The organism is Sporosarcina sp. FSL W7-1349, assembly GCF_038003045.1.
GTDB lineage: Bacteria > Bacillota > Bacilli > Bacillales_A > Planococcaceae > Sporosarcina.
In genome coordinates this window covers 2,566,201-2,580,154 of the sequence record NZ_JBBOOK010000001.1, presented here as the reverse complement: position 1 = coordinate 2,580,154, position 13,954 = coordinate 2,566,201, and the positions used below count along the sequence as shown (strand labels likewise).

The window sequence follows — 13,954 nt, the reverse complement described above, 5'->3', positions numbered from 1 at the left end:
TGTAGGACTATCATTTTATTCGTCTTCGGATGGGGTTATTTGGATTCATTTTCAAAGCTATTGGATTTGCAAACAAGTAAAAAATAGCTCAAAACCATAATGAAAGAGCTTCCAAACCGCAACTTTCAGTAGTGAATTATCAGAAATTAGTATTGACTTTATATAAAATATGTATTAATCTAATGTTTATATTACAGATAAACGTGAATTCGTTTATTATTTGTTATATTAATTGCAACTAAACTACTATGCAATTGGGAGGAAAGGCTATTATGTATAATCCAGAAATTGAATCAGCCTCACGCACTCAGATGGAAGAGTGGCAGTTGAGCGGTCTGCAGTCAACTGTGAAAAGTGTCTATGAGAATGTGGAATTTTACAAAAAGAAATTTGATGAACTAGGTATCAAGCCAGAGGACATTCAATCTATAGATGATATTGTAAAACTTCCTTTCACGATCAAGAAAGATTTCCGTGACCAATATCCATACGGACTATTCGCTGTGCCGATTGAAGAGGTAACCCGTATCCATGGTTCTTCCGGGACAAGTGGAAAGCCTACAATTGTCGGCTACACCGAACAGGACTTGAAAAACTGGGGAGTAATCGTAGCTAGAGCACTCGTTGCGGCGGGCGGTCAAAAATCGGATGTCTTCCATAACGCATACGGATATGGATTGTTTACGGGCGGACTGGGCCTTCATCAAGGTGCTGACGAACTGGGTGTTGCGACGGTTCCGATTTCGGGAGGAAATACAGAGCGCCAAATTACACTTATTAACGACTTGAAGCCTAGAGGGATCTGTGGTACGCCATCTTACATTTTAAGTATCGTTGAAAAGATGGAAGATCTGGGCATGAACCCACGTGAGACCGAATTGAAGTACGGTATTTTCGGTGCGGAAGCTTGGTCTGAAGAAATGCGTGCGACTCTTGAAGAGAAATTGGATATTAAAGCAGTTGATATTTATGGCCTAAGTGAAATCATGGGACCGGGCGTCGCCGTGGAATGTCATGAAGCGCAAGACGGGCTGCATGTAGCAGAAGATCATTTCCTAATCGAAATTATTAATCCGGACACACTTCAACCAGTACCGGATGGCGAAGATGGAGAAGTCGTCTTTACTAGTCTTCAAAAGGAAGCGTTACCAGTCATCCGTTACCGTACAGGTGATATCTCTTCCATTACTCGCGAAAAATGTAAATGTGGCCGTACGACAACTCGGATGTCCCGTGTGAAAGGCCGTACGGACGATATGTTGATTATCCGCGGTGTAAACGTTTTCCCTTCCGAAATGGAAAGAGAGCTTCTGAAAATCGAGGGATTGTTCCCGGTTTATCAAATCCACCGGATCCGCAAAGGGGCCATGGATGGTATCGAGCTTCATGTTGAATGCGATTCTGCTTTGTATGCGGAAGTGGGAGAAGATCTGACTCATGGATCGATTGCCGCGCTTAAGAAAAAAATCCAACATCAAATGAAATCGACATGCCTCATTTCAGTTGATGTCGTCATCAATGCACCAAAAACAATTCCACGTTCGGAAGGAAAAGCGATCCGTTTGATCGATAAGCGGGAATCGAACCCGATCGGTGTCTAAGGGTCCGCTAGAAAAGGAGTGTAACATATGGGGGATCTTTTGCAGTTTACGTTGACTGGAGTGACAATTGGCAGTATTTATGCCATTGTCGCTCTCGGTTTCGTCACAATTTATAGTGTTACGAAAGTGATCAATCTGGCGCAAGGTGAGTTTGTCATGCTGGGCGGGTTGACGATGTTCTCTTTGACAACGGCCGGGCTTCCGTATTGGGTCGCTTTTTTTGTCACCATATTCTTTGTTCTCATTCTCGGTTGGATTATGGAATTCATTTTGATTCGACGGGCAAAGGGAGCGGACGCAATCAGTTTGATCATCTTGACGATCGGTGCGTCTATTTTCATCCGAGGAATTGCAAGTGTTGTATGGGGGAAGGATCAATTGCGGGTCGCCCCGTTCACAGAAAATACGCCGGTCAATATCATGGGGGCTACCATCACGCCGCAAGCGATGTGGGTTGTGCTGATCATGCTATTGGTTGTATTCCTTCTTTATATTCTGATTGATAAAACAATGGTCGGAAAGGCATTCCAAGCCTCTTCAGTGAACCCGTTGGCAGCGCGATTAATGGGTGTCAGCCCGATTAAAATGTCATCGCTTTCATTTACATTGAGTGCAGCGCTTGGCGCATTGGCTGGACTTGCTGTTGCCCCGATCATGTTCCCTGCTTATGATATGGGGGCGATGCTCGGCATCAAAGGATTCTCCGCAGCTATCCTGGGTGGACTTGGTAGCGCACCAGGTGCTGTAGTCGGCGGTCTCTTGATCGGTTTATTGGAGTCATTGGGCGCTGGGTATATCAGTTCCGGTATGAAAGACGCGATTACGTTCTCGGCGATCCTGCTGATCTTGTTAATCCGTCCAAGTGGAATTCTTGGTGAAAAAAGTGTCGGAAAAGGAGGATTGTAATGAAGCTTCATGGTGTTCAACAGACCAAGTGGTCGGGCGTACTGATTTTCGCTTTATTAATCCTGGTCTTTCCTATGATCGTAACGCAATCATTCTATCTGACTCAGGCAACATTTGCAGGAATCTACGCGATTATCGCAATTGGACTTGGATTGTTGATGGGATATGCCGGCCAGATTTCATTGGGGCAGGCCGCCTTTTACGGAATCGGGGCCTATACGACATCGGTTTTGACGGCGACGATGGGATGGAGTCCATGGATCAGCTTGCCGGTCGCTATATTAGTACCAGCGGTTGTCGCTTTCTTCATGGGTTATACGATGTCTAGATTGAGCGGTTATTATTTAGCGATGGCAACTCTCGCATTGGGGATTATCGTCCATACCTTATTAGTGGAATGGCGCGGAGTGACGAAGGGGGCATCCGGATTCTTCGGGATTCCTCAACTGAACTTGTTTGGCTTTACCATTACCCAGGGCGTTCCTTATTATTATCTAGTTTGGTTCTTTGTCCTGGTTGTGCTAGTCCTTTCATTAAATATTGTTCATTCACGGGTTGGTAGAGCGCTCCGTTCCATTCACGACAGCGAAATTGCTTCTAGCGCAATGGGTGTGAATACGGGGAAATATAAGATGCAAATCTTCATTTTGAGTGCCATGTTTGCCGGCTTGGCTGGGTGGCTATTCGCACATATGAGTTATAGTATTTCTCCAGCGGCCTTTACAATGGATGCGTCCATTCTCTTTTTGGCAATGGTCGTTCTTGGAGGAAGCGGTAGTGTTTGGGGCGCTTTGATCGGTACATTGCTGATCCGAGTAGTCGGAATCGTCGTTCACGCACTTGGGGAAAAGTTTCCTTTCATTACAAGTGACTTTGAACATGTCATTTATGGTCTGATCTTGATGCTTGTTGTCATTTTCATGCCACGCGGCCTATTCCCTTCGGTTACGGGCTGGTTTGAATCGTTGGCGACTAAACGGTCGAGTAAGAAATCAATGCTGGAAGTGGCAGCAGCAAAACGGGAAGTGTAACATTATTTTTCGGAATAGAAGGACAAAGGGGAGGGTTCCCTCTCCTGGGCCTTCATACTGGCAGTATTTGAAGTGGGTTTGGTAAGGGCCAGTGACATTATGTCAAAGTGTATTTGATTGAAAGCGAGGCGGTATGAGTTGTTACAAGTGGAATCTATTACAAAAAGATTCGGTGGGGTCGTGGCGAATAGCGATGTGACTTTTTCGGTTCAAGAAGGGCAGATTGTCGGATTGATCGGTCCGAACGGGGCTGGGAAAAGTACGATGTTCAATATGATCTCGTCCGTTTTTCCGCCTACGGAAGGAACGATTACTTTCCTGGGACAGCGGATTGAAAAGCTGCCTTCCTTCCAGGTTGCACCATTGGGTATTTCACGTACGTTCCAAAACTTGCAGGTGTTCAAAAATATGACAGTCATCGAAAATGTGATGGTCGGTCAACATATGAAAACGAAAACCAATTTACTTGGAATGGCATCCACGCTGCTTGGTTTGACGAGAGGCGAACGAAAAATATATGACCAAGCAATGAGTTATTTAGAGTTTTTCGGCTTGGAAGACCTCTACGATCAAAAAGCAGCAAGCCTGTCGCTAGGAAAGTTAAGGCTATTGGAATTCGCCCGGGCGTATGCAACGGAACCGAAGCTGTTATTGCTCGATGAGATTGCAGCGGGCTTGAATCATAAGGAGACGTTGGAAATGAGTGCACTCATTGAAAAGGTCCGTGATTCAGGAGTTACCGTACTCGTTGTAGAGCATGATATGGACTTGGTCATGAGCATTTGCGACAAGCTTGTCGTGCTGGACCAAGGCGTGAAAATCGCAGAAGGGACACCGAAGGAAATACAAGAGAACGAAGCGGTTATCACTGCCTATTTAGGTGCTGATATAGATGAAACTGAAGCTGAAAAGGTGGAGGAGGCGATATGAGCACGGACAAATTATTGGAGATCATTGATCTCTCGGTTAGCTATGGACCCATCCAAGCCTTGGACAAGGTCTCCCTGTCGGTCAATAAAGGGGAGATCGTGGCACTGTTAGGGGCGAATGGGGCCGGGAAAACCACATTATTGCAAACGATTTCAGGACTCTTGAAGCCGACTGGCGGAAAAGTGATGTATCAAGGAACGGATATTACGGGGATGGAAGCCGAAAAAGTGGTGGGCAAGCATTTGGTGCATGTCCCGGAACACCGTCAAGTTTTTTCTACAATGACTGTGTTGGACAACCTCTACCTAGGGGCGTATCATCACCGGAAAAAATCAAAAATGAAAACGATCGAGGAGAATATCGAAAAAGTTTTTGATTTATTCCCAATCTTGAAAGACCGGAAAGACCAACTTGGTGGAACGATGTCCGGCGGTCAGCAACAGATGTTGGCAATTGCGCGAGGTGTGATGGCTGAACCTGAACTGCTTTTGCTTGATGAACCGACATTGGGGCTTGCTCCAATCATCGCAAAAGATGTTCTGGAATTGGTCCGTGATTTGCGTGAGGAATTCGGCACGACGGTTCTCTTGATAGAACAGAACGTTACGGCATCCTTGAAAATCGCTGATCGGGGTTATGTCATTTCACATGGTGAAATTGTGAAGAGTGGGAAATCCAGTGAATTGTTAAACGATCCTGAAGTGAAAGAAGCGTATCTTGGTCATACAGTAAACTAAAATGGGGGATTTTTGATGAAGAAATTATTTTTGCCATTTCTGATGGCTATCATGGCTGCTTTGCTTCTCGCAGCATGCGGCAGTGATTCGGGCGCCGGTACAGAGAAAGAAAAAGGCGGTTCAACAGGCGGTAACGAGGGTGCTGGAGAAGTAACTGAATACAAAATCGGTGCGATTTATTCTAAAACAGGTCCGAACAGTCCACTCGGCGAGCCGGAGTGGAATGCAACAAAATTGATCGAGGAAAAAATCAACGCTGAAGGCGGCATCAACGGTGTGCCGTTGAAAATCATCCTTGCAGACGATGAGTCTAGCCAAGAAAAAGCGACACAAGAAGCAAACCGTCTGATCAATGATGAAAAAGTCATCGCGATTCTAGGTTCTTCAGGTAGTGGTGAAAGTTTGGCAATGAAAGGGATTGCTATGCAGCAACAAGTGCCGATGGTCTCAGCAGCAGCTAGTGCTCATGTTGTTGAGCCGGTAGAAGATTCAAAGTGGGTATTTAAAACACCTCAATCCGATAAACTTGCGGTAGAGCGGGTGTATATGTATTTGAATGAACAAGGGATCAGCAAAGTCGGTTTGATTACAGACTCCAACGCATTCGGTTCAAGTGGTCTTGAGTATCTAGAAGCTTTGGAGGAAGAATACAAACTTGATATCGTTGCAAAAGAAAGCTTTAACACACAAGATCCAGATATGAGTGCGCAATTGACAAAAATCAACAGTGCTGGTGCAGAAGCAATCATCGTTTGGGGAACAAACCCTGGACCAGCAGTTATCGCAAAAAATACACGTGACCTAGGAATCGACCTTCCGATCATCGGAAGCCACGGGATTGCAAACCAAAACTTCATTACACTAGCGGAAGCTGCAGCAGAAGGTGTTGTTATTCCAACAGGTAAACTTCTATTCCCAAGCGAAATTCCTGCAGACGATGCGCAGTATGATGTCATTTCAACATTCTACGAAGAGTACACTGCGAAATATAGCAGCGAACCAACTAACTTCGGTTCATACGGCTATGATAATATCATGCTTGTAATCGAAGCGTTGAAAAACGGTGCAACAGACCGTGAATCAATCCGCGACTACTTGGAAACAAACATTACTGATTGGGTCGGAACGACAGGAGTATTCAACTTCACCGCAGAAGACCACAACGGCTTGACGCCAGACAGCTTGGTCATGGCAGTTGTCAAAGACGGCAAATGGACGTTTCTTGAGTAATTCAGTAGAGTAACAGAACGAGGTGCTTTAGCGAGCGCCTCGTTTTCGTTTGGGGAAAAACGGTCGTTTTGTTAGATAGAGATGGTCGCTTTCTCGGAGTTTTGATCGGTGTGCTGATGACAGGAACGTTTGGGGAGTCAGAGGTGGGAGTCTGACATACGATTAGAAATCATCTCCTGGACAACCCTATTATATAGTAGAGATTTATTCAGAACGAAAACGCCCCTTGCTGGCAAGAGGCGGTTCGATCAGTTTTCCACAGGAACAAAGTATTCGCTTTTCCGATAAACCATAGCCTGCATAGTGGCGATCAATTCTTTTCCATTGTTGATTTCAATTGTGTACCAGGCGAGGCGATGGTTGCGTTTGTCTTCGCGGGCAGTTGCGGTGATTTTTTCTCCTGCAAAGGCAGCCGACATGAAGTTCATCGTCGTCGTTACGCCGACCGCCGTTTTTCCGTACGAGTTGCTCGCCACGGCGAATACATAGTCAGCCAATGAGAAAAGAACTGCACCGTGCACGGTGTTGTGGGCATTGACCATGTCTTTGGTTGGCACCAATTCGGCAGTTGCGGTTCCAAGACCTAGGTCGACTAATTTCATGCCCAAGTATTGTGCATAAGGTTCCTGTTCAAGAAATGAACGGATCTCTTCATAATGTTGTTCGTGTATTTCTGTTTCGTCTATACGTTTTGTCATTCTATCCACTTCCTATCTTTCATTATAAAAATTTAATGGAAAGCGATTACATTTTTAAAAAAGCAAAACACCTCTCTCTTGTATATGCTGGGCGTATAATATACTACAAAAATTGAACGGTACAAGAAAAAACAGATATATTATACTCTAAAACAGTACCATAAATAATTCGTAATGTGAATAAGATTCTGTCAATTACTTAAAGGCTTATACAGGAAAGGTGTCTGCAAGCATTTAATAAAGGATATCAAAGAGGCTCCAAATATGTTAAAGAGTTTTCAGAAACTAGTGTTGACAGTGAAGAAAGAATAGTTTAAAATACTTTATATCACAGGAAATGCGATACCCGTTTAAATTCTGTTATACGAGGGTAAATAAAGGATACAAACATACACCAAAAAATTGGAAAAGAGGGATTGTTTCATGCAAGAAGAACAGATCTTCGACGTGACGGTAATAGGAGGCGGCCCGGTCGGATTATTCACGGCTTTTTACGCGGGAATGCGGAAAATGTCGGTCAACCTGATTGAGAGCCTACCACAATTGGGCGGTCAGCTTTCTGCATTATATCCAGAAAAATTCATTTACGATATCGCTGGATTCCCGAAAGTCAGTGGACAGGAGCTAATCGACAACCTAGTCGAGCAAATGTCTCAATTCAATCCGACAATCACTCTGGAGCAAGATGTTCAACAAGTGGAAAAATTGGAGAACGGCGTGTTCAAGTTAACGACAAACCGTGAAATCCACTATTCCAAAGCGATTATCATCACAGCAGGGAACGGTGCTTTCCAACCGCGGAAGATTGAGTTGGACGGCTCGGAAAAATATGAAGGCAAAAACCTTCACTACTTCATTAAAGACTTGAATCAGTTCTCGGGCAAAAATGTTCATGTATACGGCGGGGGCGACTCGGCGGTTGACTGGTCCCTTATGTTGGAACCGATTGCAGAAAAAGTGACACTTATCCATCGTCGCGATAAATTCCGTGCGCATGAAGCAAGTGTTGAAAACCTCATGAAATCGAAAGTTGAAGTGAAAACTCCTTACGTTCCTATCGGTTTCGTCGGCGAAGATGGAATTGAAAAAGTTGTCTTGGAGAAAGTGAAAGCAGACGTCACAGAAGAAGTGGAAGTCGATGACGTAATCGTCAACTATGGTTTCGTTTCATCACTCGGCCCGATTGCGGATTGGGGACTTGAAATCGAAAAGAACAGCATTGTCGTCAACTCTAAGATGGAAACGAACATTGAAGGGATTTACGCGGCAGGCGATATTTGTACGTATGAAGGAAAAGTGAAATTGATTGCTAGTGGCTTCGGTGAAGCACCGACCGCAGTCAGCAATGCGAAAGTATATATTGACCCGACGGCAAGAGTTCAGGCCGTTCACAGTACGACACTCATGGAACAAAAAGAAGATAAAAAAGTGAAAGTCGGACAATAATCCAGCTTCACGTACAAAGGAGGACACGGCCATATGGCTAAATATACATGTGTTGACCAATCCACGTGCATCGCTTGCGGTGCTTGCGGAGCAAGTGCACCGGATATTTTCGATTATGACGATGAGGGCTTTGCATTTGTCCATCTTGATGACAACCAAGGAACTGCGGAAGTTGATGAGGACCTTTACGATGATCTAGAGGATGCACTAGAAGGCTGCCCAACGGATTCAATCAAAGTGTCGGAACATCCGATTGTTTTGGAAGAAGTCTAAGTTAGCAACCATAACGAAAAACACATAGTTTTCTTGCTTTTTGAAATATGGAATAGGCCGGACCCGCCTTTTGTAAAAGAGGCGGGATTCCTATGCTCTAATTCTTCCATGCGAGTCTTTCAGGGGGGGCTAGGGAGCATTAGGTATTTTATTGAATATACTAGTGTAATGGCATTTGAAAGCGTTTGCTGAAAAATGGACAATTGGCAGCTATATTTGTCAGAATACATTTGCTTTATATAGCGTAATGTACTATACTAAACTTATATATAACGATAAGTAGTCATGTCGTTTGGATGTTGTTATACCAAGTGAAGGCATATTGAATACAATCAATATGAAGGAGGAAAACAAAGATGGTTACATTGACAACGATGACAGAAGAAGAAAAAATGGCACGCTTCATGGAGCGTATCGAAGCAGGAGAGAAGATTGAAGCGGATGATTGGATGCCGGATGATTACCGTGAAACACTTATCAAATTGATCTCCATGCACGGTATCAGTGAAATTATGGGAGCGCTTCCTGAAAAAGAATGGGTACCTAAAGCGCCTTCCCTATATCGTAAACTTGGCATCATGGCAAAAGTTCAAGACGAAATGGGCCATGGCCAACTTCTACTTCGCGTAGCGGAAGATTTGATGAAACCTTACGGCAAGACACGCGGCGATCTCATGCAAGATCTTTTCAATGAAGATCTGAAATTCCACAACGTCTTCCATATGGAAACGAAAACTTGGGCAGATGCTGGATTGATCGGTTGGCTCGTTGACGGTGCAGCAATCATTTCCCAAACGAATATGCTTGGCGCTTCCTACGGTCCATACGCAAAAGCTTTGCAGCGGATCTGTGCAGAGGAAGTTTTCCACGCACAGCATGGTGAGGCAATCATCATGGCATTGGCAGAAGGTACGGAAGAGCAAAAAGCGATGATTCAAGATGCGTTGAACCGCTGGTGGCCATCCCTTCTTATGTTCTTCGGCCCTGCAAGCAAATCGACGACAGGCAGCTCGAAACAAGATACGACGATCAAATATAAAATCCGAATCAATACGAACGAGGAATTGCGCCAAAGCTTCCTGGATAAATATATCCCGCGGATTCTGTCTCTTGGCCTGACGATCCCTGATCCGACACTTCACTATGACGAAGAGAAAGGCGAATGGGTCTATCAGCAGCCTGACTGGAACGAGTTCAAGAAAATCATCGGCAACCAAGGACCGAGATCACAGGCTCGCCTAAATCTGCGACGCTCTTCATATCAAAATAACGCATGGGTACGTGAAGCGTTAGCTGCGGTAGTAAATTAACGGGACGTTAAGGGAGGAAAGAAGATTATGTCAGAGAAAACTTTTTATCAGGAATTTGAAGTGTTCAGCAAGAGAACACCGACTTCTTCATTTCAACATCAATTTGACCTATTGGCTCCAAACGAAGATATGGCTCTCATCTTGGCGCAAGAGAACTTCATGCGCCGGGAGCCTGTAGTCGATATCTGGGTCGTCAACAAGAAAGACGTACGGAAAATGGATGAAGAGGAGAGATTGTCTCTTCAACGTTTGGATAATAAAGATTACCGGACTACGAAAGGGTACGGATATCTTCGCAAAAAATGGCGTGAGTACGAACAAGGCATGCTGGACGAGAAGGAAATACTGTCATGGGCGGGAGGAAGAAAGAAATGAGCAATACGGAAAAAGTACTAACTACAGAAGAGAAAGACGCACTAAAAGCACTTTTATTCCAACTGGCTGATGACGACTTCCTGTTTTCTTATCGTGCATCTGAATGGCTTGGCCTTGCTCCACACATCGAGGAAGACGTAGCATCTTCTTCCATCACGCAAGATACGATGGGCCATGCGGCAATGTACTATAAACTATTGGAAGACCTTGGTGTAGGAAAAGCGGATGATTTGGCTCATCTACGTCCAGCGGGAGAAAGACGCAACAGCGTATTGGTGGAACGTGTAAACGGTGAAGGGTATTACATGGAGACGCCACAATACGACTGGGCGTATACTGTCGTGAGAAGTTATTTCTACACACAAGCGAAAAAAGTGAAAGTCGATTCTTTACGCACAAGCACTTATGAGCCATTAGCGGACGTAGCCATCAAGGCGAATATGGAACTCTATTATCACTTGATGCACTGGAAGCTTTGGTTCGAGCAGCTACTCAGCTCAACAGATGACGCAAAGAATCGCATGAAGCAGGCGATCGAACTGGTTGTCCCAGACTTCGGCGACGTGTTCTCATATGGTAATGAAAAAGAAAACATTGAAAAAGCAGGATTCATTGCATCGGAAGAAGAATTGAAAGCTAACTGGGTTGCTGCGCTTACCCCTGTTTTCGAGAAATTAGGACTCGATCTTCCAACAATCCCTGCAAAAGCTGAAATGAACGGACGTAACGGCGAACATACAAAAGACTTGGAAGATGCAATTGCGACTCTTTCTGAAGTCTATCGATTGGACACTGCAACTGCCTGGTAATTAACAAAATTCAGCAAAGCCCTTCTGCTTCTATAAGTGGTAAGGTGGACGTATAGACGGCTCGAATTTAGTATGTTTCAGATCCTGCTGAATTTAGTTAATGCCTCCGGCGGATGTCACAGATTTTTAAGGGAGCTTTTCGAGCAAGCTCGAAAAAATCTGGACGCAATTACGCCGAGGCGTAATTGATCTATAGAAAGAGGTGTCCGTAATGGTACTATCTACAAATCCGGAGGTTGAGGCGGTGCTCCAAATTCTTGGGACTGTCAAAGACCCGGAAATCGATACGGTAAGCATTGTGGATCTTGGAATGGTAGAGAAGATCGAGACGGAAAACAATAACGTCACCGTGACTTTATTGCCCACATTTTTAGGCTGCCCAGCGCTTGAAATTATTCGAGAGAACACTAGAAAAGCTGTCTCAGAGCTTCCTGACGTGGGTGAAGTAACGGTGGACTTCATTTACAGCCCGCCTTGGACTTCAGACCGTGTGACGGAGCAAGGGCGTGCGGGACTGAAAGAGTTCGGGATCGCAGCCCCGCCTCGTCACATCGAAGAGGACGGTTCGTGGCATGTGGATTGCCCGTATTGTGAATCGACGTATGTGACGATGGAAAACATTTTTGGCCCGACTGCTTGCAGAAGCATTTTATATTGCAAAAACTGCAAAACCCCTTTCGAGGCGATGAAACCTGTTTCAACATTAATGTAAAACGGAGGAGAACAATGGCTAAACTGATCGCTCTTTACAAACATCCAGAAAACAAGGAAGAATTCGACGAACACTATTTCAACGTTCACGGCCCGATCACTGCAAAGATTCCGGGATTGCGTGAAATGAAAGTGACAAAATTCAACGGAACTCCAATGGGTGGAGAAGCTCCCTACTATTTAATGTGCGAAATGATTTACGATGACATGGAATCACTTCAGGCAGGACTTCGTTCAGACGAAGGAAAAGCATCCGGCAAGGACTTGATGGGCTTTGCTGGTAAACTAGTAACACTCATGATTGGCGAGGACAGCTAATGAGCGGTTATGAGTTCATTGAGACGTCGGTTGACAATATGACAGGTGTCATCGAACTCAATCGGCCGCGTCAATATAATTCAATAAACCGTAAAATGGTAAGCGAAATCTTACATGCCATGCAAACATTTGACCAGGATGACGAAGTGCGCGTCATCCTAGTTGCTGGCAAAGGGAGAGCCTTCTCCGCAGGTGCCGATATCGATGAGATGGCGGAAGCCGATTCCATGAGCTTGGAATTATTGAACCAATTTGAAGACTGGGATCGCTTGGCCCTTATTAAGAAACCGGTCATCGGTGCGGTCCATGGCTTCGTATTCGGCGGGGGCTTCGAATTGGCTCTCTGCTGTGATGTGATCCTGGCAGCAAAAGGAACGGAGTTTTCATTCCCGGAAGTGAGCCTTGGTGTCATGCCAGGCGCAGGAGGAACACAACGGTTGACGAAACTGGTTGGCCGGGCGAAAGCAATCGAATGGTTGTGGACGGGAGAACGGATTCCTGCGGAAGAGTTATTGAAATATGGGGCTATCAATCGGATCGTTTCACCGGAAGTGCTGCGGGAAGAAGCTCTTCGATTCGCAAACCGGATCGCCAAGATGCCGCCGCTTTCCCTTCGGTTGATCAAAGACTCGGTGAATAAGGCAGTCGATTATTCACTGTATGAAGGAATGCAGTACGAGCGTAAGAACTTCTATTTACTATTTTCTTCGGAAGATCAAAAAGAAGGCATGAACGCCTTCATTGAAAAGAGAAAACCGAATTACAAAGGGAAATGATGGAGGTGCGGCTTCGTGTTTGAAACGATTACGTATGAGATAAAAGACGGTGTAGCATGGCTTACGATGAACCGGCCAGACAAATTAAACGCATTTATCGCCCAGATGAACCGTGAGATCAAAGATGCCATTCGATCTGCTTCTCAGGACGAGACAGTGCGCTGTATTGTTCTGACAGGTGAGGGCCGTGCCTTTTGTTCTGGACAGGATCTTTCGGAAGTGACGGAAGACATGGACTTGGGACAAGTATTACGGGATCATTACGGGCCTATGATACTTCAAATCGAAAAATGTGAAAAGCCGATCATCGCGGCAATCAATGGTGTAGCGGCGGGGGCTGGCTTCAGTCTGGCTCTAGCATCCGATTTCCGCCTCATTTCAGAACGTGCCAGCTTAGTGAACGCATTCATCCATGTTGGATTGATTCCGGATTCGGGGAATTTGTTTTATTTAACACAATTGGTCGGACCGGCAAAAGCTGCCGAACTTTCAATCCTTGGAGAGAAAGTGACGGCCGACCAAGCGGTTGAGTGGGGCTTGGCCAACCGCAAGATTGCGGAAGATGCGTGGGAAGAGGAAGTTACTGCCTTTGCAGCACGCATTGCGGCGTTGCCAACGAAGACAATCGGTTTGATCAAACGCGGACTGAAAGACGCAGCGGCACTTCCCTTTGAAACTTTCTTGGAAAGGGAAGCGGAAGGCCAGCGCATCGCAGGCCTGACAGAAGATCACCGCGAAGGCGTCACCGCATTTTTGGAAAAACGGAAACCTGTATATAAAGGAAAATAAGAGGAGGATCTATT

17 protein-coding genes are annotated in these 13,954 nt (G+C 45.3%); 15 read left to right on the top strand and 2 right to left on the bottom strand.

What is annotated here, in order from left to right:
- Positions 1–272 precede the first annotated feature (272 nt).
- The 6 genes from MKY41_RS12725 (at position 273) to MKY41_RS12700 (ending at position 6,435) form a co-directional block, all read left to right on the top strand.
- On the top strand, positions 273–1,601 hold the full coding sequence (locus MKY41_RS12725; protein WP_340745367.1) for a phenylacetate--CoA ligase family protein: 1,329 nt from the start codon (positions 273–275) through the stop codon (positions 1,599–1,601).
- Between the two features lie 27 nt (positions 1,602–1,628).
- Positions 1,629–2,507, top strand: a complete 879-nt coding sequence (locus MKY41_RS12720; RefSeq protein WP_340745366.1) for a branched-chain amino acid ABC transporter permease — start codon at positions 1,629–1,631, stop codon at positions 2,505–2,507.
- On the top strand, positions 2,507–3,538 hold the full coding sequence (locus tag MKY41_RS12715) for a branched-chain amino acid ABC transporter permease (protein ID WP_340745365.1): 1,032 nt from the start codon (positions 2,507–2,509) through the stop codon (positions 3,536–3,538). The genes MKY41_RS12720 and MKY41_RS12715 overlap by 1 nt, the downstream gene beginning before the upstream one ends.
- A gap of 138 nt (positions 3,539–3,676) precedes the next feature.
- Positions 3,677–4,468 (top strand): ABC transporter ATP-binding protein, encoded by a 792-nt coding sequence (locus tag MKY41_RS12710; RefSeq protein WP_340745364.1) that lies wholly within the window; start codon positions 3,677–3,679, stop codon positions 4,466–4,468.
- A complete protein-coding gene (locus MKY41_RS12705) occupies positions 4,465–5,205 on the top strand; it encodes an ABC transporter ATP-binding protein (protein ID WP_340745363.1) in 741 nt (246 codons plus the stop codon). Before MKY41_RS12710 ends, MKY41_RS12705 begins: the two co-directional genes overlap by 4 nt.
- A 15-nt stretch (positions 5,206–5,220) precedes the next feature.
- Entirely contained in the window at positions 5,221–6,435 is a 1,215-nt protein-coding gene (locus MKY41_RS12700) for an ABC transporter substrate-binding protein (RefSeq protein ID WP_340745362.1), read from the top strand.
- A 137-nt stretch (positions 6,436–6,572) separates the two neighbouring features.
- Here MKY41_RS12700 and MKY41_RS20780 read toward each other — a convergent pair whose 3' ends face one another.
- Positions 6,573–6,671 (bottom strand): hypothetical protein, encoded by a 99-nt coding sequence (locus tag MKY41_RS20780; RefSeq protein WP_445683310.1) that lies wholly within the window; start codon positions 6,669–6,671, stop codon positions 6,573–6,575.
- Between the two features lie 12 nt (positions 6,672–6,683).
- Entirely contained in the window at positions 6,684–7,133 is a 450-nt protein-coding gene (locus tag MKY41_RS12695; protein WP_340745361.1) for a hotdog fold thioesterase, read from the bottom strand.
- A 423-nt stretch (positions 7,134–7,556) separates the two neighbouring features.
- Here MKY41_RS12695 and MKY41_RS12690 point away from each other — a divergent pair, with 423 nt between their 5' ends.
- The 9 genes from MKY41_RS12690 to MKY41_RS12650 all read left to right on the top strand — a co-directional run bounded on the left by MKY41_RS12690 (position 7,557) and on the right by MKY41_RS12650 (position 13,940).
- Positions 7,557–8,579, top strand: coding sequence for an NAD(P)/FAD-dependent oxidoreductase (locus MKY41_RS12690; protein ID WP_340745360.1), 1,023 nt, complete (start codon positions 7,557–7,559; stop codon positions 8,577–8,579).
- A 33-nt stretch (positions 8,580–8,612) separates the two neighbouring features.
- The gene (locus MKY41_RS12685; protein WP_340745359.1) at positions 8,613–8,852 is read left to right on the top strand and encodes a ferredoxin; all 240 of its coding nucleotides are present in this window, start codon (positions 8,613–8,615) and stop codon (positions 8,850–8,852) included.
- Positions 8,853–9,208: 356 nt separating this feature from the next.
- On the top strand, positions 9,209–10,162 hold the full coding sequence (gene paaA, locus MKY41_RS12680; protein WP_340745358.1) for a 1,2-phenylacetyl-CoA epoxidase subunit PaaA: 954 nt from the start codon (positions 9,209–9,211) through the stop codon (positions 10,160–10,162).
- A 27-nt stretch (positions 10,163–10,189) separates the two neighbouring features.
- Positions 10,190–10,537: a 1,2-phenylacetyl-CoA epoxidase subunit PaaB gene (gene paaB / locus MKY41_RS12675; protein ID WP_041072754.1), complete on the top strand. Its 348-nt coding sequence runs from the start codon at positions 10,190–10,192 to the stop codon at positions 10,535–10,537.
- A complete protein-coding gene (paaC, locus tag MKY41_RS12670; RefSeq protein WP_340745357.1) occupies positions 10,534–11,346 on the top strand; it encodes a 1,2-phenylacetyl-CoA epoxidase subunit PaaC in 813 nt (270 codons plus the stop codon). The genes paaB and paaC overlap by 4 nt, the downstream gene beginning before the upstream one ends.
- Positions 11,347–11,557: 211 nt before the next feature.
- Complete coding sequence (gene paaD / locus MKY41_RS12665; RefSeq protein ID WP_340745356.1) at positions 11,558–12,058, top strand: 1,2-phenylacetyl-CoA epoxidase subunit PaaD; 501 nt, start codon at positions 11,558–11,560, stop codon at positions 12,056–12,058.
- Positions 12,059–12,072: 14 nt separating this feature from the next.
- Positions 12,073–12,375 carry an EthD family reductase gene (locus MKY41_RS12660; protein ID WP_041072759.1) on the top strand — a complete coding sequence of 101 codons (303 nt, stop codon included), beginning with the start codon at positions 12,073–12,075 and terminating at the stop codon, positions 12,373–12,375.
- A complete protein-coding gene (locus MKY41_RS12655; protein WP_340745355.1) occupies positions 12,375–13,151 on the top strand; it encodes an enoyl-CoA hydratase/isomerase family protein in 777 nt (258 codons plus the stop codon). Before MKY41_RS12660 ends, MKY41_RS12655 begins: the two co-directional genes overlap by 1 nt.
- A gap of 15 nt (positions 13,152–13,166) precedes the next feature.
- A complete protein-coding gene (locus tag MKY41_RS12650; protein ID WP_340745354.1) occupies positions 13,167–13,940 on the top strand; it encodes an enoyl-CoA hydratase-related protein in 774 nt (257 codons plus the stop codon).
- Positions 13,941–13,954: the final 14 nt, after the last annotated feature.

Bases quoted from the DNA above. Each gene is read 5' to 3' on its own strand.
- MKY41_RS12725 (WP_340745367.1), top strand. From the start codon at position 273: ATGTATAATCCAGAAATTGAATCAGCCTCACGCACTCAGATGGAAGAG.
- MKY41_RS12720 (WP_340745366.1), top strand. From the start codon at position 1,629: ATGGGGGATCTTTTGCAGTTTACGTTGACTGGAGTGACAATTGGCAGT.
- MKY41_RS12715 (WP_340745365.1), top strand. From the start codon at position 2,507: ATGAAGCTTCATGGTGTTCAACAGACCAAGTGGTCGGGCGTACTGATT.
- MKY41_RS12705 (WP_340745363.1), top strand. From the start codon at position 4,465: ATGAGCACGGACAAATTATTGGAGATCATTGATCTCTCGGTTAGCTAT.
- MKY41_RS12700 (WP_340745362.1), top strand. From the start codon at position 5,221: ATGAAGAAATTATTTTTGCCATTTCTGATGGCTATCATGGCTGCTTTG.
- MKY41_RS12695 (WP_340745361.1), bottom strand. From the start codon at position 7,133: ATGACAAAACGTATAGACGAAACAGAAATACACGAACAACATTATGAA.
- MKY41_RS12690 (WP_340745360.1), top strand. From the start codon at position 7,557: ATGCAAGAAGAACAGATCTTCGACGTGACGGTAATAGGAGGCGGCCCG.
- MKY41_RS12685 (WP_340745359.1), top strand. From the start codon at position 8,613: ATGGCTAAATATACATGTGTTGACCAATCCACGTGCATCGCTTGCGGT.
- paaA (WP_340745358.1), top strand. From the start codon at position 9,209: ATGGTTACATTGACAACGATGACAGAAGAAGAAAAAATGGCACGCTTC.
- paaB (WP_041072754.1), top strand. From the start codon at position 10,190: ATGTCAGAGAAAACTTTTTATCAGGAATTTGAAGTGTTCAGCAAGAGA.
- paaC (WP_340745357.1), top strand. From the start codon at position 10,534: ATGAGCAATACGGAAAAAGTACTAACTACAGAAGAGAAAGACGCACTA.
- paaD (WP_340745356.1), top strand. From the start codon at position 11,558: ATGGTACTATCTACAAATCCGGAGGTTGAGGCGGTGCTCCAAATTCTT.
- MKY41_RS12660 (WP_041072759.1), top strand. From the start codon at position 12,073: ATGGCTAAACTGATCGCTCTTTACAAACATCCAGAAAACAAGGAAGAA.
- MKY41_RS12655 (WP_340745355.1), top strand. From the start codon at position 12,375: ATGAGCGGTTATGAGTTCATTGAGACGTCGGTTGACAATATGACAGGT.